Source organism: Campylobacter devanensis (assembly GCF_002139915.1).
Taxonomy (GTDB): Bacteria; Campylobacterota; Campylobacteria; order Campylobacterales; family Campylobacteraceae; genus Campylobacter; species Campylobacter devanensis.
Genome location: NZ_CP018788.1, coordinates 236,393 through 262,174 on the forward strand (window position 1 = coordinate 236,393; position 25,782 = coordinate 262,174).

26 protein-coding genes and 2 tRNA genes are annotated in these 25,782 nt (G+C 32.7%); 9 read left to right on the forward strand and 19 right to left on the reverse strand.

All coding sequences use genetic code 11. The features are described from left to right. Window positions 1–4 precede the first annotated feature (4 nt). The 10 genes from CIGN_RS01200 to glmM all read right to left on the reverse strand — a co-directional run bounded on the left by CIGN_RS01200 (window position 5) and on the right by glmM (window position 9,607). On the reverse strand, window positions 5–745 hold the full coding sequence (locus tag CIGN_RS01200; RefSeq protein WP_086226029.1) for an SIMPL domain-containing protein: 741 nt from the start codon (window positions 743–745) through the stop codon (window positions 5–7). Between the two features lie 100 nt (window positions 746–845). Then, the gene (locus CIGN_RS01205; RefSeq protein WP_086302016.1) at window positions 846–2,273 is read right to left on the reverse strand and encodes a type I restriction-modification system subunit M; all 1,428 of its coding nucleotides are present in this window, start codon (window positions 2,271–2,273) and stop codon (window positions 846–848) included. Then, entirely contained in the window at window positions 2,270–3,457 is a 1,188-nt protein-coding gene (locus CIGN_RS01210) for a restriction endonuclease subunit S (RefSeq protein ID WP_236844769.1), read from the reverse strand. The genes CIGN_RS01205 and CIGN_RS01210 overlap by 4 nt, the downstream gene beginning before the upstream one ends. A gap of 116 nt (window positions 3,458–3,573) precedes the next feature. Next, window positions 3,574–6,282, reverse strand: coding sequence for a type I restriction endonuclease subunit R (locus CIGN_RS01215; protein WP_086302018.1), 2,709 nt, complete (start codon window positions 6,280–6,282; stop codon window positions 3,574–3,576). A 440-nt stretch (window positions 6,283–6,722) separates the two neighbouring features. After that, window positions 6,723–6,799: transfer RNA gene (locus CIGN_RS01220), tRNA-Met, on the reverse strand. Between the two features lie 11 nt (window positions 6,800–6,810). After that, a tRNA-Val gene (locus tag CIGN_RS01225) sits at window positions 6,811–6,886 on the reverse strand. Between the two features lie 76 nt (window positions 6,887–6,962). Beyond that, complete coding sequence (locus CIGN_RS01230) at window positions 6,963–7,409, reverse strand: CopD family protein (protein ID WP_086229387.1); 447 nt, start codon at window positions 7,407–7,409, stop codon at window positions 6,963–6,965. Window positions 7,410–7,459: 50 nt separating this feature from the next. Continuing rightward, window positions 7,460–7,828 (reverse strand): NINE protein, encoded by a 369-nt coding sequence (locus tag CIGN_RS01235; RefSeq protein WP_086228326.1) that lies wholly within the window; start codon window positions 7,826–7,828, stop codon window positions 7,460–7,462. After that, window positions 7,828–8,274, reverse strand: coding sequence for a signal peptidase II (gene lspA, locus CIGN_RS01240; protein ID WP_086302019.1), 447 nt, complete (start codon window positions 8,272–8,274; stop codon window positions 7,828–7,830). Before lspA ends, CIGN_RS01235 begins: the two co-directional genes overlap by 1 nt. Next, complete coding sequence (gene glmM, locus CIGN_RS01245) at window positions 8,267–9,607, reverse strand: phosphoglucosamine mutase (protein ID WP_086228324.1); 1,341 nt, start codon at window positions 9,605–9,607, stop codon at window positions 8,267–8,269. The genes lspA and glmM overlap by 8 nt, the downstream gene beginning before the upstream one ends. Window positions 9,608–9,775: 168 nt before the next feature. Here glmM and rpsT point away from each other — a divergent pair, with 168 nt between their 5' ends. The 3 genes from rpsT to CIGN_RS01260 are packed head-to-tail and all read left to right on the forward strand — an operon-like array spanning window position 9,776 to window position 11,675. Next, a complete protein-coding gene (gene rpsT / locus CIGN_RS01250) occupies window positions 9,776–10,042 on the forward strand; it encodes a 30S ribosomal protein S20 (protein WP_086225312.1) in 267 nt (88 codons plus the stop codon). Window positions 10,043–10,050: 8 nt separating this feature from the next. Continuing rightward, window positions 10,051–11,118, forward strand: coding sequence for a peptide chain release factor 1 (gene prfA / locus CIGN_RS01255; protein ID WP_086225313.1), 1,068 nt, complete (start codon window positions 10,051–10,053; stop codon window positions 11,116–11,118). After that, window positions 11,118–11,675, forward strand: a complete 558-nt coding sequence (locus CIGN_RS01260; protein ID WP_086302020.1) for a manganese efflux pump MntP — start codon at window positions 11,118–11,120, stop codon at window positions 11,673–11,675. Before prfA ends, CIGN_RS01260 begins: the two co-directional genes overlap by 1 nt. Here the strand turns inward: CIGN_RS01260 and CIGN_RS01265 are convergent. After that, the gene (locus tag CIGN_RS01265) at window positions 11,664–11,903 is read right to left on the reverse strand and encodes a replication/maintenance protein RepL (protein ID WP_167368949.1); all 240 of its coding nucleotides are present in this window, start codon (window positions 11,901–11,903) and stop codon (window positions 11,664–11,666) included. The genes CIGN_RS01260 and CIGN_RS01265 overlap by 12 nt on opposite strands. An 11-nt stretch (window positions 11,904–11,914) precedes the next feature. Continuing rightward, complete coding sequence (locus CIGN_RS01270; protein WP_181892511.1) at window positions 11,915–13,435, reverse strand: phosphoethanolamine transferase; 1,521 nt, start codon at window positions 13,433–13,435, stop codon at window positions 11,915–11,917. Window positions 13,436–13,576: 141 nt separating this feature from the next. Here CIGN_RS01270 and CIGN_RS01275 point away from each other — a divergent pair, with 141 nt between their 5' ends. Continuing rightward, the gene (locus CIGN_RS01275) at window positions 13,577–14,335 is read left to right on the forward strand and encodes an exodeoxyribonuclease III (RefSeq protein ID WP_086302022.1); all 759 of its coding nucleotides are present in this window, start codon (window positions 13,577–13,579) and stop codon (window positions 14,333–14,335) included. Window positions 14,336–14,344: 9 nt separating this feature from the next. Next, complete coding sequence (locus CIGN_RS01280; protein WP_086302023.1) at window positions 14,345–14,845, forward strand: isochorismatase family protein; 501 nt, start codon at window positions 14,345–14,347, stop codon at window positions 14,843–14,845. 106 nt (window positions 14,846–14,951) lie between these two features. On the opposite strand, the gene CIGN_RS08160 is transcribed toward CIGN_RS01280, so the two are convergent. The 5 genes from CIGN_RS08160 to CIGN_RS01300 are packed head-to-tail and all read right to left on the reverse strand — an operon-like array spanning window position 14,952 to window position 20,723. Beyond that, window positions 14,952–15,113 (reverse strand): hypothetical protein, encoded by a 162-nt coding sequence (locus CIGN_RS08160; RefSeq protein ID WP_179187760.1) that lies wholly within the window; start codon window positions 15,111–15,113, stop codon window positions 14,952–14,954. Further along, window positions 15,106–16,935, reverse strand: a complete 1,830-nt coding sequence (locus tag CIGN_RS01285; RefSeq protein WP_086302024.1) for a mechanosensitive ion channel family protein — start codon at window positions 16,933–16,935, stop codon at window positions 15,106–15,108. The genes CIGN_RS08160 and CIGN_RS01285 overlap by 8 nt, the downstream gene beginning before the upstream one ends. Continuing rightward, window positions 16,898–17,533: a carbonic anhydrase gene (locus tag CIGN_RS01290; RefSeq protein ID WP_086251228.1), complete on the reverse strand. Its 636-nt coding sequence runs from the start codon at window positions 17,531–17,533 to the stop codon at window positions 16,898–16,900. The genes CIGN_RS01285 and CIGN_RS01290 overlap by 38 nt, the downstream gene beginning before the upstream one ends. Window positions 17,534–17,580: 47 nt before the next feature. After that, on the reverse strand, window positions 17,581–20,010 hold the full coding sequence (locus CIGN_RS01295; protein WP_187692244.1) for a sensor domain-containing phosphodiesterase: 2,430 nt from the start codon (window positions 20,008–20,010) through the stop codon (window positions 17,581–17,583). Further along, complete coding sequence (locus CIGN_RS01300; RefSeq protein ID WP_086302025.1) at window positions 20,007–20,723, reverse strand: class I SAM-dependent methyltransferase; 717 nt, start codon at window positions 20,721–20,723, stop codon at window positions 20,007–20,009. The genes CIGN_RS01295 and CIGN_RS01300 overlap by 4 nt, the downstream gene beginning before the upstream one ends. A 113-nt stretch (window positions 20,724–20,836) precedes the next feature. Here CIGN_RS01300 and CIGN_RS01305 point away from each other — a divergent pair, with 113 nt between their 5' ends. From CIGN_RS01305 to CIGN_RS01315, 3 genes are read left to right on the forward strand one after another with little or no spacing between them, the layout of a single operon-like run. After that, window positions 20,837–21,697, forward strand: coding sequence for a metal ABC transporter solute-binding protein, Zn/Mn family (locus tag CIGN_RS01305; RefSeq protein WP_086302026.1), 861 nt, complete (start codon window positions 20,837–20,839; stop codon window positions 21,695–21,697). Continuing rightward, entirely contained in the window at window positions 21,694–22,455 is a 762-nt protein-coding gene (locus CIGN_RS01310) for a metal ABC transporter ATP-binding protein (protein ID WP_086228315.1), read from the forward strand. The genes CIGN_RS01305 and CIGN_RS01310 overlap by 4 nt, the downstream gene beginning before the upstream one ends. A 26-nt stretch (window positions 22,456–22,481) precedes the next feature. Further along, window positions 22,482–23,252, forward strand: coding sequence for a metal ABC transporter permease (locus CIGN_RS01315; protein ID WP_086303192.1), 771 nt, complete (start codon window positions 22,482–22,484; stop codon window positions 23,250–23,252). On the opposite strand, the gene pseB is transcribed toward CIGN_RS01315, so the two are convergent. Continuing rightward, a complete protein-coding gene (gene pseB, locus CIGN_RS01320) occupies window positions 23,253–24,248 on the reverse strand; it encodes a UDP-N-acetylglucosamine 4,6-dehydratase (inverting) (RefSeq protein ID WP_086302027.1) in 996 nt (331 codons plus the stop codon). It lies immediately after the preceding gene. Between the two features lie 15 nt (window positions 24,249–24,263). Then, complete coding sequence (locus CIGN_RS01325) at window positions 24,264–24,695, reverse strand: copper chaperone PCu(A)C (protein WP_086225323.1); 432 nt, start codon at window positions 24,693–24,695, stop codon at window positions 24,264–24,266. Between the two features lie 120 nt (window positions 24,696–24,815). On the opposite strand from CIGN_RS01325, the gene CIGN_RS01330 reads away from it, so the two are divergent. Then, entirely contained in the window at window positions 24,816–25,781 is a 966-nt protein-coding gene (locus CIGN_RS01330; protein ID WP_086234899.1) for a L,D-transpeptidase family protein, read from the forward strand. The last annotated feature ends 1 nt before the right edge of the window (window position 25,782 follow it).

Consider the following 25,782-nt stretch of genomic DNA (forward strand, 5'->3'; position numbering starts at 1 on the left):
TTTATTATTTGCAGTTATATGTGGCTGTTGCCGATAGGGTTTGGGTATGTTTAGACTCTATTGGCGTTTGGGTTGATTTTAGGTTCGCATATACTGCTGGGTGGCTAGTTCCGGTAAAATCAACGCTATTTAATACACAATTTTTACCAAGCTCATTTGAGTAAAGCTGTGCTTTTTGCATAGCGTTATTTAATACTTTAATGTGTAGTAGCTCGTTATTTTGTGTTGATATGGCATCTGATACTGATGGAGTTATGGCTGGTAGATTAATGCTTATAAACTCATTGTTTTTTAATAGCGTATTTAATTGAGTAATTAAGTTATCATATTTATCAATGCTATTTTTATCAAATTTACATCCAATATCAAAGTTTATAAGCTGTCCGGTGATGATTCTAGCACCATCGTTGTAGCTATAGCTTGGATTTATTGAGTAGGTAGAAGCTTTACAAATTTGACTATCTTTGGCTAATTTTAACGCCTTATCAAGTGTAGCAGTGATAATTTCTAGCTCATTTGGAGCTATTTGGTCTTTGGTACGTAAAGCATTTGTAGATTCTAAGCTAATATTTGCACTAAATTGATCTGGAATAAACTCCACGCTCTGTGTAATTGTGCGATTAAATTTAAGCTCTTTATCGCTAAACTGATTTTGAGATAAAAACTTAGCATCAAATACCACACCAGCGATGAATACTATAAGCACAGCCAAAGCAAAAAGCGACTTAAAAAGAAGATTTAACATATTTATCCTTATTTTTAAAATGATTTAGTATTTTACAACAGATAATATAATGCTAAGTAAAGAGCTAAAAAGTTAAAATTTGCTCTTTACTCTATTATTTTTAAACCTTAATCTGCTCAAGCTCACCCAGCGCCGCAGCGATATCTGCTTTTATCTCTTCTAATATCTCATCTGGAGTTGCTATATTTTCGCTATTTATTACGCTTTGTTCTTTTATCCACGATATATCGAGATTTGTTTTATCTCGCTTTAATATCTCATCTATGTTAAAGCATTTAAATCTCTCACTTTGTTTTCTTTGAGCTAGATTATCGCCATAGCATTGGATAAAATCAGCCAAACTCTCATCATTTAGTGGATTTTCTACAAGAGTAAAATTTTGATTTGTCCTTAGATCATATACCCATACTTGAGTAGTTTTAGGCTCATTACTTGGAGTTAATTTATCAAAAAATAGCACATTTGCCTTTACTCCCTGCGCATAAAAAATCCCAGTAGGCAGACGCAAAATCGTATGTAGATTAAAATCCTTTAAAAGTCGTTGCCTCACTTTCTCGCCAGCTCCGCCCTCAAATAGCACATTATCAGGCAGAACAACAGCTGCTTTACCACCAATTTTTAACACGCTCATTATATGTTGCAAAAAGTTTATCTGTTTATTAGAAGTGCTTACTATGAAATCATCTCTTTCATAGCTTTCGCTTTGAGTATTTACGCTGCCATCATCACCCATAATTTTGGTAGATGATTTTTTGCCAAAAGGTGGATTTGTCAGTACCATATCGTATCTTTGATCGCCTAGACTTAAAAGACTATCGCTTGTTTTTACTGGACTCTCATCACCGCCTATATCATGTAGATATAAATTCATCGCACATAGACTAGTAACTAGTGGCGAAATATCGGTGCCACTTAGTGCTTTTGTTTTTAGATTTTCTAGCTTGGTTTTATCTTTACTACTAGCCCTCATATACTCATACGCTTCTAGCAAAAATCCGCCAGTTCCACACGCTGGGTCATTTATACTCATACCAATTTGTGGCTTCATCACGCTTACTATGGCTTTGATTATTGCTCTTGGGGTAAAATATTGTCCCGCTCCGCCTTTGGTTTCGGTGGCGTTTTTTTGTAATAACCCTTCATAAATCGCCCCTTTGACATCTACATCTAAGCCTAGCCAAGTTTCATTATCTATTAAGCTTACTAGCCGTTTTAGTTTGGCTGGTTCGTTGATTTTATTTTGAGCTTTTTGGTATATAGTGCCTACTATACCACTTTGCTTTGATAGAGTGTTTAAGGCATTGGTGTAAGCAGTTTCTAGCTCACTTCCATCTAAATTTGACAAATTTTGCCATTTACAATGAGAGGGCAAAAGCGACGCAACGCCCAAAAATTTCTCTCTCTCATCATCCATTTTTAAAAATAACAAATAGGTAATTTGGCTTACATAATCTGTATAGCTAACTCCACTATCTCTTAATATACTAGCGTAATTCCATACCTTGCCTATTAACGCACTTTCGCTCATATTTCACTCCTTAACTCTCCGCTAAATGCTTTTTTTAATATACTTTGTTTTAAGTTTTTAGCATTTTGAATGCTTTTATCTATCAAATTTAGAGTTTTATCCACTATTGCAAATCTCCTATCTATCTCAGCCACTATTAAATTTTGCTCTGATAATGGTGGGAGTGGGATTTTAATTTCTTTTATTCTGTAAAGCGCTAATTTTGCCTGTGTTGTAGCTTTTGTAAAAAAAATAATTTGCATTTGTGCTTCATTTGAATTTAAATAATAAACTAAAAATTTCTTATTAGCACCGTTAAAAGTAATTTTAGCTGCATTTTCTGTTAAATTTGCACCATTTAATTCAATAGGTATTGTGCCTACTTTTCCTATTGTGCCTGCTATTGAAATATAAATATCATCACTAGAAATAGTATAATTTTTTATTTTATCTTGTACTTCTTGTGTAATATATTTGATATCTTTTAAATTTACGCTCATATTTTCAAAATCAGCGACCCTAATATATGCAAATTTTGTAGTATCTTTTGAAAATTTTGAATTTGCTGGCAATCTCTTTCCGCCTTTTATTTCAGAAAAATCTCCCAGTTTTTTAACTTCCCAGTGGGTAGGTGAAGTGTTAGGTATCAAATCACCATTAAACGCAGATTTAAGCACGCTTTGTTTATAAAGTTTTAGATTTTCTTTTGCATTTATTAGATTGGTTATAGCATTTTCAATTTTTACAAAACTATCATCTAACTTATCCGCAATAGCCTTTTGCTCTGATAATGGTGGGAGTGGGATTTCAAGTTGTTTAAAATTTGGCACGGTTAATTGTGGTATGCTTGAACCTTCACCACTTGGAATTTTAAATTTTAAAGCATAAGCTAAAAATTTTAAGTCTAAAATATTATCTTTTGGTATTGCGCTTATTAGCCTAACTATTGGACAAAAAGGCTCATTTCTAACACAAACAAAACCTATTGTTCCACGAGCCGAAACTGTAACGGCTTGTTTATTAATAGTAGCATATTTTGTATATCCATAAAGTCCATTGTCTTTTATGCCATTTGAATAAATAGGAATTTTAAAATCATTTGTTTTAATTGGTGAAAATTCTGCTGGTTTATCACCACCTGCTGATATTTTTTCACAAATTTCCCCCAGTTTTTTGACTTCCCAGCCTTTTGGTATTTTATTCATCATTTTGCACTACTTTTAAATTTATCAATTATAAAATCTTTTAATTCCCAATTAAAATTTTTATAGGTTGCACAATTTATATGATTAAATTTTTTTAGCATAGTTACCCCTTTATTTTACGCCACTAAAGCTTGATTTAATTCTATTAGTAAATTCTCAAAGTTATCAAAAAGCGTTTTAGCTTTAAAAATTCCACCCTTATTACCCAAAAAGCTCTGTATGTCTGCTAAATCAAGATAAGAATTGCTTATTATATACTCTTTTATAAGCTCTAAAAATTCGTTTTGTTTTTCATCAAATATTATGCCCTTGTTCTTTTGCCTACCTTTCCATAGTTCAAATCTAGAATTTGCTATGCTGCTAAACTCCCTAAGCTCATCATCAAAACCTAGAGCAAATTTGACTAATTGTATGATATTTGTAAGACACCCCACAATACTTTTGGCGTTATTTTTAACTTTGTCTGGTTTGACTAAAGCGTAAGAATTCCATATTTGAAAACTATCTAGATTGTTAGATTTTAGCTTGTCGTTTAGTTCGTTTATTAACTCATAAGTAAGTTTTCTATTTTTATAATCTTTATTATAGATTATGCTTAGAGCCGTGATCTCATCTTTATTTTCATTGATAAAATCATTAAAATTTGCGATTATTTCATTTGCTTTGTTTTTATTGAATTCCGCATTTATCACACTATCTGGTGAAATATCATCTATATAGAGTTTTGATTTTTGCGATAGATCTAGTAACATTTTACGAAATATAGGCTTATTAAATGGTTTTAAAACTTCATCTTTTTTGGCTATGATTTCATCATTGTTTAAGTTTTGTGTAAGATCTACATCTAAGGTATCTAAAATATCGCTAGCGAGTTGCCCTAGTGTTTTTGAATCTAGTATTTTTGAAATTTGAGTTTTGTCATCATCGCTGATATTGGCTTCTATTCGCACTAGGCGTCCAGCAAGGCTAGAGAGTGTATCATCGCTAGTATCGCCATTAGCCACATTTTCTAAGATTTTAGCTAGACTTATACCTTTTTTGCGTTCAAGTGGTGCTGAAATTGTTTTTTTGCTTTCGCTTACACCTACTGCATCTATGAGATAGAATTTATCTTTGCTTTTAGCATTTGGTGTGATAGTTTGTAAATCATTAGGATTTATGGTGCGAACGCCTCTACCCTTCATCTGTTCGTAATACAAAGATGACTTTACATCACGCATAAAAATCACCACTTCAAGTGGCTTAATATCTGTACCTGTAGCTATCATATCTACAGTAACTGCTATGCGAAAAGTCGGGTCTGTTTTAAAGGCTTTTATTAGTTCTTCTGGTTTTGCGTTGCCGATATTATATGTAATTTTTTTGCAAAAATCATTACCTTGCCCAAAAACTTCTCTAGTTATGCGAGTGATATTTTCAGCGTGATTATCATCTTTAGCAAATATAAGAGTTTTTGGTACAAAGCTAGGCTCACGCTCTGGATAAAGCTCGGTAAAAATAGCATTCTTGTAACATTCTAAAATAGTTTGAATTTGATTTATAGATACTACGGAGCGATCTAGGTCTGTTTTTTGATATTCTAAATTTTCATCTAGGCTTTCATAGTATTTCAATCTAGTTTTTTTGTCCATTACAGGCACCAAAAAGCCTTTTTTGATAGTGTTTCCGTATTCGCTGATTTGAGTTTTGATGCGAAAAATTTCACAATCAACATTTATACCATCTATTATAGAGCGCTCTAGCGGGTATTGACTAACTAAATTCGCACTAAAATATCCTAAAGTCTGCTTAGATGGAGTAGCAGTAAGTCCGATGATAAAGGCGTCAAAATACTCTAAAACCTGTCTCCACTCGCCATAAATACTTCTATGGCATTCATCAACTACGATAAAATCAAAACTCTCAATAGGGATATTTGGATTATAGCTTACTATTCGTTCGCTCTTATTTTCGCTTTTATAGTTTTCATAGGCTGAAATTTCTTCATCTTTTTCATCATAGTATTCATCGCCACTAAGCATAGAATACATACGCTGAATAGTGGTGATAACGACTTTTGCATCTTTATCTATGGTATTTGTATTAAGATGTTGAGTTATATAAACTTCACTAAATTTGCGATTTTCATCATTTAGGTGAAAATTTTCAAATTCATTTTTGGTTTGTTTGCCAAGATTGTTTCTATCTACCAAAAATAACACCCTTTTTGCACCAGCAAATTTAATAAGGCGATAGATAAAATTACATGCTGTAAAAGTTTTGCCAGAGCCGGTTGCCATTTGGATTAAGGCTCTTGGTTTATAATTTTTAAGGGAGTTTTCTAGTGAATTTATGGCATCAAATTGACACTTTCTAAGGTTTGCCATTTGTAGGCTCGGCATAGATAAAATTCTATTTCTTAAAGTATCTTCTCTTAGAATTTTTGCTAAAAAATCAGGGCGATAGAATGCAAAAATTCGTCTAGAACGGCTTTTTTTATCACGCAAATCAGTAAAATAAATCTCAACACCATTGCTTTCAAATAAAAATGGCAACTCATTATCCATATGAGTGCGGACATTTGTAGGTAAATTTTTAGCATAATGACGCGATTGATTTTCTACACCGCTTAGACTAAGACCAGTTTTTTTAGCTTCTATAACGCCGCAAGCTTTGCCATCTATAAAGATAAGATAATCGGCAAAACTACCATCACTCATAGCAAACTCACGAACTACAACGCCACGATCTGCGGTGCGATCAAACTCATCTCTATTTTGCACGATAAACCCAGCTTTAATAAGTAAGGTATCGATATTTTGTCTAGATTTTTGCTCTGGTGTCATTTAAATTTCCTATAAATTTAACTTAACTCAATAGAGTTTTTAGTTTTTATTTTGCAATAGCTCTTATTAATTTTAATAAACTTTGATAGATATTTTTTATTTTATTGAATCTAAATTCACGCTTTACTTTGCAATGCTAAGTGCGATAAATTATCTCTTTTTATGCCTTTAAACTTGCTTAATTTATATTTAATACAATTTTAAAAAGTTTTAAGTTTTATTGTAGCTATAATTTATTAAAAATTCATTTGCACCTTTTTTATATACAGTTATATTGCTCACAGCAAATTTGTGATAAAGCCAATAAATATAAGATTGCTTCACTTCGTTAGCATTAAATTAAAATAATTGAAATAAGGCGATAGCAAAAAACTTAAAAGCTAGTTAAATATGGTTTAAAGTGTGTTTAAAATATTTAAAAAAGTGTTAAAGAGTGATATTGGTGCCTAGGGGGAGACTTGAACTCCCGACCTCCGGCTTATGAGACCAGCGCTCTAACCAGCTGAGCTACCGAGGCACAAAGGATTATGGTGGCTCTAACAGGACTTGAACCTGTGACCCCCACCATGTCAAGGTGATGCTCTACCAACTGAGCTATAGAACCTTTTTGGCTAAAAAGACTAGAATTATACAAATTCAAGCCTTAAATTTGAATAAATTTTTGGGCTTGAATTTAAAATTTATACCAAATTTGCCTTTACAAGCATAGCATAAAGAATCACAAACATAATGATTGTTGGAATTTCGTTATAAATTCTAAAGAATTTACCGCTTTTTGTGCAGCGATTTTCTTTAAATTGTTTCATAAAATATCCTAAACTAAAATGATAAATCACTAAAATCACTACACAAAGTAGCTTCATATGAAAATATCCTTGCTTCATTAGTTCAGGTTTAGCGCCAATTAAAATAAATAATCCTGAAGCTATCGTAATAATCATCGCAATCCATCCAATTCCATGAAATAGTTTGGATTCTTGAATCTTTACAACATCACAAAAGCCGTTATTTGCTATATGTTCAGCATGATAGACAAATAGCCTAGGCAGATAAAAAAGCATCGCCATCCACGATATAAAAGCAGCATAGTGCAACCATTTTAACCATAAATAGGTTTGAAATTCCATATTTTCTCCTTAAATTTTGTGCAAGTTTAGCATATGATTTATAAATGAATTTAAATATTTTTTAAAATTATATCTTTTTGCCTTAGATACTCTTCGTAATTTATAGCACCACTTTTGTAAAGCTCGTAAAGTTTTTCTATATTTTCTAAATTTTTAATATCACTAATACTATGCTGCAATGCGTTTATCTCGTTTATTTTTACCACCCAGCTATGAAGCAAAAAAGCATCAATTAGCCACCATATTAGCCAAAATCCTAAAAATATATAGCCAATTAAAAATATTGTCGTAGCACTTCCAATCCAAAATAGTGTTAACTGCATAACTCCGCTTAAAAACTTTCCGCAGTAAATTCTATGAGCGCTAAAAGCTGATAGAAAAAACCATAACAGATAGGCTATGTAGATATTTCGTCCCATTATTTTGCCTTTTTTTGGATTAAGGTTTGTAGCAAGATTATAGCTACGCCTAAATTTATCATTATATCAGCAAAGTTAAACACAGCAAACTCAAACCACTTATGCCAAAATATATAATCGACTACGCCTGGATGTATGAATCTATCAAAAATATTAGAACATCCACTGCCTAAAATCAAACCAAAAGCCGCTGTGTGCGACTTTAAAAGCTCTTTTTGTTTAATTAAATAAATAGCTAAAAGTGTGATTAATGCAATCTGAAGATATTTTAAATTTCCTTCTAAAAATGCTAACATTGAAAATGCAACGCCTTTATTGTAAACTAGCACCAGATCAATAAAATCGCTTTGCCATCTAAAGCCTTGTAAAAATAGCCATTTGATTAGCTGGTCAGCTGCAAAAATGATAGCAAAATAGCCTAAAAATTGTAAAAATACCTTATTCATTTAATGCTTTTAAAAAGAATTTTTCTACCTCTTCCATCTTTTGAGCGACTAGATTTTCATCCTTGCCCTCTAAGAGTAGTCTAATTAAGTTCTCTGTACCAGAGTAGCGAAATAGTGATCTAATATGGAGTTTTTCTAGTTCGGATTCAAGCTCTTTTATTCCGCTGATCTGATCAAGTGGGCGTTTTTGTACTATTTTTAAATTTGTTAATTTTTGTGGATATGGTTTGATTTTTCCAAATATTTCACTAGCTTTTTTACCACTTTTTAATAAGCATGCACTAACTTGAAGTGCTGAGACTAATCCATCTCCGGTTTTAGAAAAGTCGCTAAATATGATATGGCCGCTTTGTTCGCCTCCAAAGTTTATCCCATGTTCTTTCATCATCTCTAAGACATATTTATCGCCAACATTTGAGCGTTTTAGGGCAATTTTGTGTTTGCTTAAGTAATCATCTAAAGCAGCATTGCTCATCACAGTTGTTACTATTGCTTTTTTGCTTAGCATATTGTTATCATCTAAATAGCTAGCCAATACCCCAAGAAGCGCATCACCATCGACTACTGTACCTTTTTCATCTACTACAACTAGCCTATCAGCATCTCCATCAAATGCAAATCCTATATCAGCTCTAAGTCTTTTAACCTCAGTAGCAAGACTCTCAGGATGCAAAGCGCCGCAATTTTCATTAATATTTGAACCATTTGGTTCATCATTTAAAACGATTATTTCAGCGCCTAATTCGCTAAATACTGTCGGAGCAACTTTATAGGCTGCACCATTTGCTACATCTAGGACAACTCTTAACCCTTTTAAGGTTAGCTCTTTTGGGAAGGAGTTTTTAATATGTACGATATAGCGACCTATTACATCGTCTATTCTTTTGGCGCTTCCGATATCTAGGCCAGTTTTTTGATTGTGTTGGATTAAATCTAGATTAAAGTAAATTTCTTCAATCTCTCTTTCATCGGCTTCAGCTAGTTTATTGCCACTCCCATCAAAAAATTTAATTCCATTATCAAAAAATGGATTGTGACTCGCACTTATCATAATTCCAGCATCACAACGCATATCTTCAGTTAAAAATGCAATAGCAGGAGTTGGCATTGGGCCAATTTGCACTACATCATAGCCAACTGCTGTAAGTCCTGCTACTATAGCAGTTTCTATCATATAGCCACTTTTTCTTGTATCTTTTCCTACTAGAATTTTATTAGTTTTAGAGTGCGCTCTAAAGTAAATTCCAGCAGCCATCGCTAGGCGCATAGCAGTCATTGCATCAAGCTTTTTACCTGCTAATCCTCTTACTCCATCAGTTCCAAATAGCTTCATATCATCCTCATAAATTTGTAAATTTAATCGTATTTTAGCTAAAAATGTTAAACTAACAAAAATAGTGCTAGAGTTGGCTATTTTACTATATTAAAAGATACTTAAATTCAGTTTTAATTAATAATATTTTGGTATAATTCCGAGCTAAAATTATGAAAAAGGTAAGTTATGGCAAATCATAAATCTGCTGAAAAAAGAGCAAGACAAACCATTAAAAGAACAGAGAGAAATAGATTCTACCGTACAAGACTTAAAAATTTAACAAAAGCGGTAAGAGTTGCAGTAGCTAACAACGATAAAGAAGCAGCATTATCAGCATTAAAAGATGTAAATAAAAGCTTCCATAGCTTTGTAAACAAAGGTTTCTTGAAAAAAGAGACAGCTTCTAGAAGAGTTAGCCGCTTAGCAAAATTAGTAAATACATTAGCTGCGTAAGCTAGTTTATGCTCGCACAAAAATTACAACCATTCATAGATCGTTTTAGCGAGATTGAGAGCTTGCTAAGCGATCCATCAGTCATTAGTGATATATCCCGTATGACTGAACTTTCCAAAGAACAGCGAAATTTAGAACCGATTAAAGAAGCTAGTGATAGGTATCTTAGTATCTTATCAAGTATCGAAGAGAATCGTGAATTATTAGGTGATCCTGAGTTGGGTGAGTTGGCTAAAGATGAGCTTAAAACGCTTGAGCCAGCGCTTGAGAGATTAGAAAATGAGATTAGAATTTTACTTATCCCAAAAGATCCAAATGATGATAAAAATATATTTTTAGAGCTTAGAGCAGGTACTGGCGGAGATGAAGCAGCATTATTTGTTGGTGATTTAGCAAATGCATATATGCGCTATACAGAGCAAAGAGGATATAAATTCGAAATTGTTAGTTCTAGCGAGGGAAGTGCTGGCGGATTTAAAGAGATTATTTTGCTAATAAAAGGTGATGGTGCATATTCAAGACTTAAATTTGAAGGCGGTACCCATAGGGTTCAGCGTGTACCTGAAACTGAGTCACAAGGTAGGGTACATACATCTGCTATCACAGTAGCAGTAATGCCAGAAGTGCAAGATAGCGAGATTATTATCAATGAAAATGATCTTAAAATCGATGTAATGCGCAGTAGCGGTCATGGTGGTCAAAGCGTAAATACTACTGACTCGGCTGTAAGAATCACGCATAAACCAACTGGTTTGGTAGTTGTCAACCAAGATGGCAAAAGTCAGCATAAAAACAAAGAAGCCGCAATGAAGGTTTTAAAAGCTAGATTGTATGAGATGCAAGAAAAAGAGCGTCTAGCAGCCCAAAGTCAAGAGAGAAAAGATCAAGTCGGAACAGGCGATAGAAGTGGTAGAATTCGTACATACAACTATCCACAAAATAGAATTAGCGACCATAGGATAAACTTAACTCTATATAGACTTGATGCGATTATGGCCGGAGGGCTATTTGATGAGATTATCGATCCATTAATTGCTGATTATCAAGCAAATGCAATAGCGAGTGCTGGCTTGTGATGGAGTTGCTGCTTTTGGCTGTGGCACTATCGATGGATAGTGCAGCATTAAGCATAGCCAATGGCGCAAGATGTGGAAAATTAAATTTATTTAAAATTAGCAAAATTGCCTTTATTTATGGATTTTTTCAAGCTCTTATGTTGCTTATTGGTTACTTTTTAGGGCTTGAATTTATTAAATATGTCGAAGCTATTGATCATTATATAGCATTTTTTATATTATTTGTTTTAGGCGCTAAGATGATAAAAGATTCTAGAGAAGAAGAGGATCTAGAGTGTAGTATTGATTTGAGTTTAAAACTTTTAATAATTGGGGCGATCGCTACTAGTATAGACGCATTGGCTATTGGTGTAGCGCTTAGCTTTGAGGGTGGTAGTATCGCAGTTAGCTCAATAGTTGTAGGGCTAGTATGTTTTGCTATTTGTATTGTTGCAGTTTATATTGGCAAGTATCTAGGTGAAGCGCTAGAGAAAAAAGCGCTTATTTTGGGTGGGGTTATCCTTATAATTATCGGATTTAAGATTTTATTAACTCATATTTTTTATTTAGATGCTTAGTTGATATAGGCCATTTTTGATCTTTTTTATAACCCTTTTTTGGGTTAGTAAATTTATGGTATCAATGGCCGTTGGTTTGCTGATATTTAGCGTAGCGCATAGCTCTTTTATAGTGTATTTAAATCTCTTATCATCATCTAAATTATCTATGATAAACTCTATAATTTCTGATTTTTTATCCCCTAAAATCATACAAATAACACTTTTATATAGAGCTATATTATCCAAATTTATCTCCATTAATCTTTTTTATACATTATATCTAAGTTTGGATTATAGACGCTTGTTTGGATAGCAAAAAATCCTAGCATAGTGTGAAAAATATTATCATGTGAAAAGCTATTATCTTTTAATATTTTTAAATTTTCTAGCTGATTTTGATCTTTTAGCCATAGCAGTGCTGGGACTTTGGTTTGAAAATCTGGTGCTAAGAAATATGGGGCGCCATGAAGGTAAATGCCATTTTCTCCAAGGCTCTCGCCATGGTCGCTAACATAGAATAATCCGGTTTGCATATCGCTTTGTTCTAGCATATCTACTATTTGATTGACTATATAATCTGTGTATAAAATTGTGTTATCATAGGTATTTACTATCTCTTCATAGGTGCAGTTTTTAAGCGTAGCGGTATCGCAAGTCGGGCTGAATTTAGCAAATTCTTTTGGATATCTTTTGAAATATGTAGGTCCGTGGCTACCTTGGAGATGGATTACTATAAAGCTACTCTCTTTGGCATTTTGAATTCTATTTTGTATCTCTTCAAGCATAACGCCATCATAGCTATCGCCGCCAAAATTTTTGGTATCTTTTAAGCGAGCGCAGACACCTTTGCAATATCCAGAGTTATTTCCTATCCAGCTTACTTTTATCCCAGCAGTCTCTAAGACATCTAGTAAATTTCCGCTATTTTGGGCTATATCAACGGAGAAATTATCTCTATTTAAATTTGAAAACATACAAGGCAAGCTTATAGCAGTTGAGGTCCCGCATGAGCTAAATTTAGAAAAGCTTAAAAGGCCATTTTCTTTTGAGTATGGATTTGTATCATATTTATCATATCCATTTAGTGAGTAGTTGGCTGCCCTAGCAGTTTCACCAGCTACAAAGACAAATAGCTTTTTTGTCTCTTTTGTCTGTTTGGCATCAAGGCCAATAGGATTAAATTCGGCCTTTGGCGATAGGGATTTTATATATTTGTAGCTTGAGTATAGTGGATAAAATGGGGTTGTGTAAAATCTTATTTGATTGTAATTTCTAAAAAATGGGATATAATCTTTGCTTAAAATACCAAAAAGAGAGCCAAAAATCACTAATGAAGAGATTATGAGTATGGTGCGATTTTTTAAGGCTGTTGAGATATTGGTTTTGGTTATTTTGACTTTTATTATCAAAAATACAGCCACAATGGCTAAAAATATCCAAAATATCATATTTAAATTTAATAGATCTTGAACCTCTTTGGCGTCTGTTTGAAGGGCGTTTCTTATCATTTCGTTATCTATGATTACCGAGTAGGCATTCATAAAATAGGCCCCAACAACGCCAACGATGGTTACAAATATTGCTAAAGCCTTTGTGATATAGGGCAAAAATATTAAGCCAAATACAAATACTATTAACGAGTAAAATAGTATCGGTAAGGTTAATAAAGTAGAGATATTTTCAGAGAAATTTAAATTTTCAAACCCAAAGGCAAAAAATTTATAATTTAATGCTGTGATAAATAGGGCAAAATATAGAATAAATTTGTTTGAGCTCAATATAATTTCCTTTGAATTAAATTAAAAAAGATAGATTATATAGTTAATTAGTAATTTAATGATAAAAATATGGTTAATGATTGTAAATTTTAAAAAATATTTTAAAATTTGAATTATAATGAGATTAAAAAAGGATTAAATTTGAGATTGATTTCGTGGAATGTCAATGGGCTTAGGGCTGTTGTAAATAAAGATGGATTTTCGTGGCTTGGTGAGTATAGGCCAGATTTTTTGGCTTTACAGGAGATAAAGGCAAGCGAGGATAAGATACCAGCCGAAATTTATAATCTAGGATTTGAGAATATATCTGTAAATTCAGCTAAAAGAGCGGGGTATTCGGGTGTGATGAGCTTATCAAATTTAAAAACACAAAATCTAAAATCGCAGTTTTTTGATGATGATGAGGGTAGAGTTTTGGAGCATAGATTTGATAATATCCATCTTTTTAATATATATTTCCCAAATGGTCAGCAAGGTGATGAGAGACTAGGGTATAAGATGGATTTTTATGATAAATTTCTAGCTTATATCAATAGTTTGGTTAGTGATGGTAAAGGGGTGATATTTTGCGGTGATGTAAATACCGCTCATAAAGAAATTGATCTAAAAAATCCAAAGGCAAATGCTAAAACTAGTGGATTTTTACCAGTTGAGAGAGCGTGGATAGATAGGGTTATAAAAGCTGGATTTATAGATAGTTTTAGGTTTATAAATGGCGATGTAAAAGATGCGTATTCGTGGTGGAGTTATAAATTTAATGCACGTGCTAAAAATGTCGGCTGGAGGATTGATTATTTTTTTGTCTCGCAAGGGTTAAAAGATAGATTAAAAGATGCTTTTATATTAAGTGATATCGAGGGTAGTGATCACGCTCCAGTTGGGATTGATATTGATTTGTAGGAGAATTTTATGAGTTTAGTTTTGGTTATAGATATTCAAGAGAGATTAACTTCAGCGATGAGTGACGCAGAAGAGTTAGTAGCAAATTCGTTAAAGTTTTTACAAATTGCTAAAGAGCTTGGAATAAAAATCATTGCAACTGAGCAATATCCAAAAGGACTTGGAAATACTATAGATAGTTTAGATTGTTTTATAGATGAAAAATTTCAAAAGATGGAATTTAGCGCTTATAATGCTATAAAAGATCAATTAACAATGGTAAATAATATCTATATAATTGGCATTGAAGCACATATTTGTGTATATCAAACAGCTTTGGATTTAATAAAAAATGGCCATAATGTTACGCTAATTGATGAGTGTATTAGTTCTAGAGATCCAAAAAATAAATCCCTTGCATATGCAAATTTAAAAAATATAAGTGTAAAACCACTTGAAATGGTAGCATTTGAATTACTTAAAAGTGCTGAACACTCAAGCTTTAAGGCTATTTCAAAATTGATAAAATAGTTTTATTATTTTCTTTAGTGATAACAAATTGCCACTAAAGAAAATAAGTTTTACTAATATTGCAAGAGATAAAAGCAGCAGTTAGAACTAACAAATTTAACTATATTTACTCCATATCATAGCTATCTTCTTCGTCTTCATTATCATATGAATAGTCGTTTTCATCATAGTTGTAGCTACGATGGCTATCTTTGTAGCCATCATCGTAGTCATCATACTCATCATAATCTAGATCTTCATTTAGGTCATCATCATATATTTTAGACACTTTTTTCTCCTTTATAAATTTGAATTTTTGGGATGGATTCTATATATAGACTTCTGCTAGGGAAAGCAAAACTCGCATCATCATATCGCTCTACTATCTCCATTATTTTTAGCATTACATCCTCTTTGGTAGCTAGATACTCGCCCCAAATCACGCTTTTGCTAAAGCAATATATCAAAATATTTATAGAGTTATCGCCAAACTCATCAAGTACTACAAAAAGATTGCTCTTATATCCATCTAGGTCATCGACTGAAACCATACTTTGGCGATATTTTATCCGTGCGTCATTGCTATTTAGAGCACTATCTATACCGCTTTTAGCGATGCCGGGGTGATTTAAAAGCATCTGTTTTATATCATTTATGCAGTTTTGGATACTCTCTTTGCTTGTAGTGTAGCTTAGGCCGACTTGCATTTTGATTTGACGACCGACTTTGCGGCGATTCCAGTTTTTGATACTTTCGCTCATAATTTTTGAATTTGGTACAAATACCAAGGCATTATCAAAAGTCCTAATAGTGGTTTTTCTAAGTCCGACTTCTACTACGGTGCCTTCTATCCCAGCACAAACTATCCAATCCCCTTGACTAAATGAGCTATCAAAAAGCAGTAAAATCGAGGCAAAAAAGTTGGCTATAATATCCTTTGTTGCTAATGCTACGGCTAATCCACCAATACCAAGGGAGGCGATAATGGTGCTGATATCAAAGCCAATTTTGCTTAAAATTACCAAAATTGTAATGAGAATAACGATGAAATATAGCACTTTGATTATGAGATTTATCACCTCTTTTCGGCCTGATTTTTGAGCGATTTTAGATAATAGCATTATGCCATATCCATCAAGGGCACCTATCACAAACCACGCTATAACCACGCTATAAGCGATATCGAAGTAGTTTTTCATCTCTATATTTATGGTGGAGGGATAATAGGCAATTATCAAAGACAAATTCAAAGCATAAATAATAAAAAATGTAAATACCGGTAGCCTTATAGCAGCTACAAACTGCTCTTTAAATTGATTTTGCGTGTTTTGATAACGTGATAAGATGGTGATAAATATCCTATAAAGCAAAAGTGAAGTTAGTCTTGGTATTAAGATAAAAAATATACAAACTAAGATTATAATCGCTATTTTGCCGATATTTATAGAATTTGAGTTGAGGTTTAGAGATGAGTTTATCTTGTCAATTACGCTTTGTAAATTTAGGCTAGTTAGTACAAAATTGCTATCAAATAGTTCAGAATTATCCTTTAAATAGTTGAGAATTTCGCTATAAGTTTGCCTTTTTAGCTCTAAGGCGTCTATATCATCTTTATAAATTTGAGTTTGGTCTTGGCTTAGGGCTTTTATCTCTTGGTAGTTTGAGATTTGAATTTGAGTTATAGCATCTATCAAGGCTTCATCTGGAGTTTGGTCGTAGTCTTTGAAGGCTATTGAAATTTGAGACAGAGTTAGGTAGTAAATTTTGTCTAAATTTATAGATGCTAAATTTATTTGAGTTTTGATATAGTGATTAGAGCTAGGCTTATATTTTGCAAGCTCTTTATTTAGTACTTTTATGTATGAGTTTATCTGTGTTTGATTGAAGTCACTACTGCTAGTTATGAGTGCTGGTAGGCTCTTGATAAGGCTATCTTTTTCTTTTTGTAGAATGGATATCTCATCATTAATGCTAGCATTTTGCTCTTTTATTATGGTTAATTGAGAATTTAGCGATATGATTTTATCACTTACGCTAATTAGCTCATTTGATAATAAGATATTACAAAATAGATTAAAAATCAGTAAAAATTTGAGAGTAAATTTCTTCATAGTTGATGCTCTTTTCTAATAATTTAAAGCTTTTTGTAGTGTCATCATAGTTGTATAATTCTCCTGTTTCTATAATGTAGTGCCAACCATATAGTCTTAGCTCTTTGGCTTTGAGCTTGTCTATCACGCCTGGGAAGGTCATGATATTTTGAAGTGAGTTAATGATATTTAGCCTTTCAGTTACCCAAGCTCTTTTGGCTGGTGTTATATTCTTGTCTTTTAAAACTTCAGTTTTGATATCTTCAATTATCATAAGCCACTTTTTGACAATTGGTGTATTAGCTAGCTTATCATCGCTTTGATATAGCGCTTCGCAGCCACCGCAGTTGCTATGTCCGCAAACTATGATATTTTTAATCCCTAGAGTATGTATCGCATACTCAATAGCAGCCGTTGTAGCTAGAAATTCATCTACTAATCTATAATGCGGGACTATATTTGCGATATTTCGCACGACAAATAGCTCACCTGGCAGGGTATTGGTAATCAAATTTGGGACAACTCTAGAATCAGAACAACCGATAAATAGCGTGTGTGGCGCTTGTTTTTTGCTTAGATGTTCAAATAGCTCTTTGTGCTCTATGAAGTTTTCTTCCATGAATTTAACTGCGCCGTTTATTATATTGTGATGCAAATTTGCTCCTATTATTCTATATTATTTGGCAATACCGGCCTAGCTAATAGATAGCCTTGTGCATAGTCTATGCCTAGATTTTTGATAATCTCTAAAATTTGTGGAGTAGAGACAAACTCAGCCACGGTTTCATATCCTTGACGCTTAGCAAAATCTACAATCGTCATTACCACGCTTTGAGCATTTTTGTCAAATGGTAATTTAGATATGATGGAGCCATCTATTTTGATATAATCTATATTTAATTCAAGCATTCTATAGTAGTTAGAATACCCACTACCAAAGTCATCAAGACTAAGTTTACAGCCATAATTTTTAATCTCTTGAATAATTGGGTTTATAGCATCATAATCATCAACCCCTTCACTCTCTAAAATCTCAATGGTAAGATTTTGTGGATTAGAACAGCTATCTAGCTTTTGAATAAATAAATTTTTGACTGGTTCATTCATCATATCTACACTTGAGAGATTGATAGAAAATCTCTTTTTATCCCCAAATCTCTCTAAAAGTTCAAAAGCACGATTGATAACTTGCTTGGTAAGTGCTAGATATAGCGATGTTAGCTTGGCCACACTTAAAAACTCATTTGGATAGTGAATTTGATTTTGTTGATCTAAAATACGAATTAAAATCTCATATGAGCTAATTTTTGGTTTATTTTCTCTAATATCAAATATTCCTTGACACTCGACAATTACTCTATTTTCATTTAAGGCGTATTGAATTAGTCGTGTAATGGTGGCGTTTTTTTGATAGTTTTTCTCTATTGGGTTATCGTGATTATAAAAGCTAAAACTTAAATCTTTATCCTTAGCATCTTGAGCAGCTAAAATAGCTTGAGTTAGTCTATTTAAATTTGGCTTATCTTCATTTGAGCTAATACCAATGGTAATAGAAATATTTGGTAAAATCTCAAATCCGCCCTCAGTCTGAATGGTGATATTTTTGGATTTGAAATATTCTAAAAGATATTTTATATCTTTTTTGATATTATCGCCTTTATACCAGATACAAAACTCATCAAGTTGCATTCTATATGCCATAGCGTCGATTTTATAAGTGCTAATAGCTAGTTTGATAGAGTTGGCAATTGCTACAAATATTAAATCAATTAAATCTGAGCGGTAAAAAAATCTTAAATTTACAAAATCTGTAATCATTAGATAAATTAGTGTGCCATTTTGGTTGGCTTTGATAGCATCATTGAGTGAGGTTAAATTTCTTAATCCTGTGAGATTATCAATATTTGAACTCTCTTGTAGTTGAGCGTTTTTAAAGTTTAATTCCTTACTAGTTAATCTCTCTTTTGTGATATCACGTTTTAGGATTATAGCTCCACTAATATCATTAAATTCATCTAACATTGGTATCGCAACTATATTTTCGTAGATAAGAATTCCATCTTTTGATTTGCTCACAAATTCGTTATATGTTTTAACATCTTTGCTTTGGCAAATTTCATCAAATATATCAGTTCCTTGCATATTCATATTTAATGCACTTAGCTCTTGATTTATAATATCTTCTTGGCTAAAACTGCTTGAATTTATAAATGAATTATTTACACTTGATATTCTTCCAAATTTGTCTAAGATTATTATTTGATTTGGGTTGCTATCAATAAGATAGGCAAGCTGCTTTAGCTTAGCTTTATTACTGCGATTTTGATTGCTTAAAATCCCATTTTTAGTCAAAGCTAAAAATGCTACAACTAGTAAAAATGCTGAACATGTAATAAGCGCATATAAAGCAGAGTTAAAATGCTCTATTGAGTGATTTAGGAGTTGGTCAATTTTGCTTTCAATTTTTAGTGCTTTGTTTTGGATTTTAAGGTTTGGAATAGTGATTAAGTTATCATTTACATGCTGAATTTTGATTAAAAATTCATAATCAAACTGCTCCCTTGGCTCGTTAATTAGCTTGGTTAGATACCTATCAAACTCATCTCTATTAAAATCAGATATAAATCTTGAGTTGATTAACAAAGCATAAGCTTGTGCCATTTGTTTAAAATCTATAGTATTTGGTAGTTCTTTGTTTAGCTCAAATAGACTTTTAGAGATATCTTGACGGATTATATAATAATTTCTAATGATATCATTTCTGGTTTTTAATCTGCTTTTTAATGTGTCTAAAAGTTCAACATGTTCAACATTATAAAATAGTTTTGTAATAACAAAATTTGAGCTGATTTTATCCATTAAAGTGTTGATTTCATTAATACTATTTTCGGTATTTTCAATTGTCGTATGGATATTTTGGAGGTCAATTTGCAGATACAATTCCTCATTTAAGCGCTTTAATTCAGCAAAATCATATAATCGCTCATTTGTTTTTAATAAAATTTGCCCAGTTGATATGATAAAATAAAGGCATACCAAGACAAAAAATATCAATACAATTCTTATAATATTAGTTTTTAAAATATTTGCTTTCAAAATATCATAACTTTCACGCAAGTGGCGATACTCTCACTGATCTCATCACCTTTTGCTAGGTTTATTATCTTGTTTTTTATCTCATCTTTTGTGTAGTTTTGTCCGCTGATTTCTAAATGCCAAGCCAAATTTTCTACCATTTCATCTATATTTTTTGTAACGCTTCTATTTTCGTTTATCTCTTTTGATTGAAATTTAATATTTTTAGAGTTTAAAAAGGCCTCTAATCGTGCTACAGGTGCGGCCATATCGGCTCTTGTATCGGTATCCATAAAAAGCTCTAAAAGGTCGGATTTTCTTGGTTTTAGCCAATTCATATATATATGCGTATTAGCAAGGTTATAAAATATCTCAAAATCCTCATTGCTCCTAAGTGCGGGCGACATAGTCAAAAATGCTATATCAAATTTGCGATCTTTGATATCGTTTATTTGGTTATTTGCGGTTTGTATGTTGGTTATATTGTGTTCTTTGGCGCTTAAGCTTAAAATCTCAAGCATAGAATCACTGATATCTAAGGCCAAAACGCTTTTGCTCATTTTGGCTAAATGTAAGCTATATACGCCAGTTCCAGCGCCTATATCAATTACGCTTTTATCAGCAAAGCTAACCCCGCACTCATCCAAAAAAGCGAAAAATTCCGCCTCAAATGGGCGCATAATGGGGCTAAATTTAGGATATGTTTTGGACTTTTTATTCCAAATTTCACGCATATAACTACCTTAGGATTGTTTGCTAAATTTTATCAATTTTTGCTTTAAATAAATTTAAGTCAAATCAGATATAATTTTACACTTAATTTTACACTTAATTTTATGGAGAAAATATGGTTAGATTTAGCTTGATTTTGGCATTTTTGGTTGGAGTGATTTGGGCTAAGCCGGTAGTTAGTGCAAGTATTTTGCCAACGGCGTTTTTTGTTGAACAAATTGGTGCTAGTAGTGTTGAGGTTAATACGATTGTTCAAGAATTTGCCGATCCGCACTCATTTGAGCCTCGAGCTAGCGATATGAAAAAGCTTGAAAATAGTAATCTTTTCTTTGCAGTTGGAATAGAATATGAGGATGTTTGGTTGCCTAAATTTAGCAAGGCATTTCCAAATTTAAAAGTTATAAAAACTCAAGGCAAAACACCAAAATATGATAAAATCACTCATGATGATCACCACGAACATGGCGATCATAAACATGAAGAACATAAGCATGAATTTGATACCCATATTTGGCTTGACCCTATAATGGTAAAGGAACAATCTAAAATAATTGCTAATGCTTTAAGTCAAAAATATCCACAAAATAGCGAACTCTATAGCCAAAATTTGGATAAATTTAATCAAGAAATTGATAAATTAGATAGTTATATAAAAGATAGTTTAAAAGATTTAAAAAATAGAAAATTTATGGTTTTTCACCCTTCGTGGGGATATTTTGCTAAGCGTTATAATCTAACTCAAATCGCTATAGAATCAGGTGGCAAAGAGCCAAAGCCTGCTGCCCTTGCAAAGCTTATTAAAATGGCAAAGAGTGAAAATATCAAGGTGATTTTCATCTCGCCTGAGTTTAGTCAAAAATCAGCTAAATTAATCGCAGAACAAACTGGCGCAAAGTTAATAGAAATCAATCATTTATCAAAAAATTGGCTTGAAAATATGTATACAATTGCTGATATTTTTAAAAGTTCGCTATGAATATTGAGATTACAAATTTAAGCTTTGGCTATGATGATGGTAATATTTTTAAAAATTTAAATTTTAGCTACCATAGTAGAGATTTTTTAGCAATTATTGGACCAAATGGCGGAGGCAAAAGTACACTTTTAAAGCTAATGCTTGGAATATTAGAGCCACAATCTGGTAAAATTAGTATAGATTCTAAGCCGCCAAAATTAGCAAAAGAACTAATTGGCTATGTTCCGCAGTATATTCCAGTTAATAAAACCTTTCCAATGAGTGTTTTAGAAGTTGTACTGATGGGAAGACTGCGTAGCGGGCTATTTAAGTTCTATTCAAAAGCAGATAAAAATATGGCTATGCAAGCTCTTAAGATGGTAGGTATGCAAGATTTTAGCACCAGGGGAATTGGCGCACTTAGTGGCGGTCAAAGACAAAGGGTTTATATTGCTAGGGCATTAGTAAGCGGGGCTAGGATCTTAATGCTAGATGAGCCAACGGCTAGTATCGATACGCAAGGCCAAGCTCAAATTTATTCTGTATTAAAAGAGATAAACCAATCAAATGTAGGAGTAATTGCCATAAGTCATGATATAAATATGGCTATGAATTTTGCTACTAAAGTCGCCTATGTAAATAGTGGTAGTGTGGTGCTTCATGATATTTCAAATTTGGATAATAGAGAGTTTATAAATCATCTTAGTAAGAGTCATACACATTTTTGCGATGTTGAACTAGCGCTTAATAGTTGTGGTTGTGCTTCACATAAGGAGTAGTAGTGGAGATTTTAAGCTTTAGCTTTATGCAAAATGCTTTAATTGCTGGGATTTTAGTTAGTATAGCGTGTGGTGTGATTGGTTCACTTATTGTGATAAATAAGATGACTTTTATCGCTGGTGGTGTGGCACATGGGGCGTATGGCGGGATTGGAATAGCCTTTTTTTTAGGCGCATCTCCACTTCTTGGAGCGGCTGGGTTTGCAGTAGCAATTGGACTACTTATCGCATTTATTAGTGGACAAAATCGTGATCGAATAGATAGCGTAATTGGTGCTATCTGGGCGTTTGGAATGGCTGTTGGGATTATTTTTGTTGATCTTAGCCCTGGGTATAATGCTGATTTGATGAGCTATCTATTTGGTTCGATTTTAGCTGTAAGCACAGAAGATCTGATATTTATGGGTATTTTGGATGCTATTTTTATAGCTTTTGCTTTGCTTTTTTACACTCAAATTTGTGCTTTTTGCTTTGATAGTGAGTTTGCTAAGCTTCGTGGAGTAAATGTTAACTTTTTATACTATTTAATGAGTGCATTAATCGCACTTTGTGTAGTTAGCACTATTAGGGTTGTAGGGCTTATTTTAGTAATTGCTTTGCTTAGTATTCCACCATATATTGCTGAGAAATTTAGTCCAAATTTGGCCATAATGATGGTTTTATCTGCGATTTTATCAGCTATATTTATATTTTGTGGGTTGATACTTAGCTACTATTTGGATCTAACAAGCGGAGCAGCAATTATCGCAGTAGCTACTGTGGTATTTTTTGTAGTGGAGTTTTGTAAAAGAGGGTGATTAAATCCTCTTCATCATTGTCTCTAACCAAGCTTTATCGAGCCACTGAGTATTATTATCTGAACGGTATTCAAAATTGCTACTTACGGCACGACCTTTTTCTCCAAGCCTATTAATAGCAAAATTAGCCTCTTTATCATAAAATTTAATAGATGGCCCAATTACATAATGATCATCAAATTCCAAGCTGTGCATAGTATCATCAGCACTTATCATTATTTCATGAAGTTTCTCGCCTGGACGAATTCCAATGATTTTAATAGGTAAATTTGGCGCTAGAGTCGCAGCTAAATCAATAATTTTCATAGATGGAATCTTAGGGATAAATAGCTCACCACCTTGCATTCTAGCAAAGTTTTTAAGAACAAATTTGACCCCATCTTCAAGTGTAATCCAAAATCTAGTCATTCTCTCATCTGTGATTGGTAGCTCTTTAGCACCATTTTCTATGAGTTTTTTAAATAGCGGTACCACCGAACCTCTTGAGCCTACAACATTACCATATCTGACGACACTAAACCTAGTTGGGCTTGTGCCTGCGATATTATTGGCTGCTATAAAGAGTTTATCACTTGCAAGTTTAGTAGCACCGTATAAATTTACAGGATTGCACGCTTTATCAGTACTTAGAGCAATTACCTTTTCTACTCTATTTTTTAAACTAGCATTAATTACATTTTGAGCGCCATGAATATTGGTTTTAATACACTCCATTGGATTATATTCTGCGATTGGTACGTGCTTCATAGCAGCAGCATGGATAACAAAATCTACACCATTCATAGCAGTGTTTAGTCTATTTTCATCACGCACGTCACCGATAAAATATCGCATTGATGAGCTTGAAAACTCCTGTGCCATTTCATATTGTTTTAATTCATCTCGTGAGTAGATTATTATTTTGTTTGGTGTATAATTTTCTAGCAATATTTTGGTATATTTTTTACCAAAACTACCAGTTCCACCAGTTATCAAAATATTTTTATTGTTAAACACTGCTATCTCCTAATATTAATGCATCTTAGCTGGAATTACTTTTTTAACCGGAATTTGGTTTAGTTCATAAGTTTTGCCATTGCTAAAGGTTAAATTTAAATCTATATTGCTATTTTCATTGATTTGATTTTGAATACCTAAAAACATTATATGAAGTCCACCTGGTTTTAGTTCAACTGATGAATTAGCTGGGATTTTGATACTTGGAATTTGTATCATTTTTTTCATACCATTTTCTTCTATGTGAGTGTGAAGTTCAGTTACTTTACTTATATTACTATTAGCTGAAATTAATTCAACATCGCTATTGCTTGTATTTTGAATTTTCATAAATGCAGCGCTGTTTTTAGCATTTGGTGGAGTTGCTTTGGCATATGGGTCAACTAATAAAACTTCAGCTTGTAAAGTAAGCATAGTTATAGCTGCTAAAGAGAAATATTTGAACATTACAATATCCTTATATAAAAATTTAAATAGGCCAAATTATACAGGAATTTAAATTAATTTTCAACCGATTTTGATATAATTTTGGAATTTAAAAATTTATAAAATTCAAGGAAAAACAGAGTGAAAAAGCTTATTTTGCTACTAATTTCAGCTTGTATGATTGCTGGTGAATTAGAAGACTTATACCTTCAAGGTGGTATCACAGCAGTGCAAAAAAAGATAGAAAAAAATCTTCAAAATCCAGAATACTGGAATAATAATTTAAAAGATATGAACTTGACATACGGCTACTATAGTAATAGCGATAGACTTATTATTGCAGTGGATAAAACTGCAAAGCAAATTTCAATAAATAGATATGAAAATGGTAATATTAAGGTGCTAAAAAGCAATGAGATAATCACTGGATTAATGGGCGAAAAACTAGCCGAGGGTGATCTAAAAACACCTGTAGGCGCATATGAGATTACTCGCAGATTTACCCCACCAACAACATATTATGGGCCAGTTGCCTTTAGTCTTTCATATCCAAATTTATACGATAAGATGCGTAGCAGAACCGGTAGCGGGATTTGGATTCACGGTTATCCGATGGAGGGCGATGTAAGAGAAAACGAAGTAGAAACTAGAGGTTGTGTGGCGATGAAAAATGATCTGTTAATAGCCTTTGAAGATGTCGTAAAAAATAATAAATCCATTGTAATAATTAGTGAAAAAGGCTATCCGCAAGCTTTAACTTCAGATATTGCAGTGATTTTTGCTGGACTTTTTGCGTGGAAAAATGCTTGGACGATAAGCGATTTGGATAGATATTTAAGCTTTTATAGTAGTGATTTTCGCCGTTTTGATGGAATGAAATTAAGCGAATTCTCGGCGATGAAAAAAAGAGTATTTAGTAAGAATGAAAGCAAGATAATTGAATTTAAAAACTTTACAATCGTACCATATCCTAGTACTGATAGTAAAAATATTTATCGTGTGAGCTTTGATGAGAGATATAGAGCTGATACATATAATTTTGATGGGCAAAAGGTGCTATATGTGGCTGTAGAAAATAATAAGATGAAAATATTAATAGAGGAGTAAA

Coding starts and splice junctions, on each gene's coding strand:
- CIGN_RS01200 (WP_086226029.1), bottom strand. CDS start 745: ATGTTAAATCTTCTTTTTAAGTCGCTTTTTGCTTTGGCTGTGCTTATA.
- CIGN_RS01205 (WP_086302016.1), bottom strand. CDS start 2,273: ATGAGCGAAAGTGCGTTAATAGGCAAGGTATGGAATTACGCTAGTATA.
- CIGN_RS01210 (WP_236844769.1), bottom strand. CDS start 3,457: ATGAATAAAATACCAAAAGGCTGGGAAGTCAAAAAACTGGGGGAAATT.
- CIGN_RS01215 (WP_086302018.1), bottom strand. CDS start 6,282: ATGACACCAGAGCAAAAATCTAGACAAAATATCGATACCTTACTTATT.
- CIGN_RS01230 (WP_086229387.1), bottom strand. CDS start 7,409: ATGGAATTTCAAACCTATTTATGGTTAAAATGGTTGCACTATGCTGCT.
- CIGN_RS01235 (WP_086228326.1), bottom strand. CDS start 7,828: ATGGGACGAAATATCTACATAGCCTATCTGTTATGGTTTTTTCTATCA.
- lspA (WP_086302019.1), bottom strand. CDS start 8,274: ATGAATAAGGTATTTTTACAATTTTTAGGCTATTTTGCTATCATTTTT.
- glmM (WP_086228324.1), bottom strand. CDS start 9,607: ATGAAGCTATTTGGAACTGATGGAGTAAGAGGATTAGCAGGTAAAAAG.
- rpsT (WP_086225312.1), top strand. CDS start 9,776: ATGGCAAATCATAAATCTGCTGAAAAAAGAGCAAGACAAACCATTAAA.
- prfA (WP_086225313.1), top strand. CDS start 10,051: ATGCTCGCACAAAAATTACAACCATTCATAGATCGTTTTAGCGAGATT.
- CIGN_RS01260 (WP_086302020.1), top strand. CDS start 11,118: ATGGAGTTGCTGCTTTTGGCTGTGGCACTATCGATGGATAGTGCAGCA.
- CIGN_RS01280 (WP_086302023.1), top strand. CDS start 14,345: ATGAGTTTAGTTTTGGTTATAGATATTCAAGAGAGATTAACTTCAGCG.
- CIGN_RS01285 (WP_086302024.1), bottom strand. CDS start 16,935: ATGAAGAAATTTACTCTCAAATTTTTACTGATTTTTAATCTATTTTGT.
- CIGN_RS01290 (WP_086251228.1), bottom strand. CDS start 17,533: ATGGAAGAAAACTTCATAGAGCACAAAGAGCTATTTGAACATCTAAGC.
- CIGN_RS01300 (WP_086302025.1), bottom strand. CDS start 20,723: ATGCGTGAAATTTGGAATAAAAAGTCCAAAACATATCCTAAATTTAGC.
- CIGN_RS01305 (WP_086302026.1), top strand. CDS start 20,837: ATGGTTAGATTTAGCTTGATTTTGGCATTTTTGGTTGGAGTGATTTGG.
- CIGN_RS01310 (WP_086228315.1), top strand. CDS start 21,694: ATGAATATTGAGATTACAAATTTAAGCTTTGGCTATGATGATGGTAAT.
- CIGN_RS01315 (WP_086303192.1), top strand. CDS start 22,482: ATGCAAAATGCTTTAATTGCTGGGATTTTAGTTAGTATAGCGTGTGGT.
- CIGN_RS01325 (WP_086225323.1), bottom strand. CDS start 24,695: ATGTTCAAATATTTCTCTTTAGCAGCTATAACTATGCTTACTTTACAA.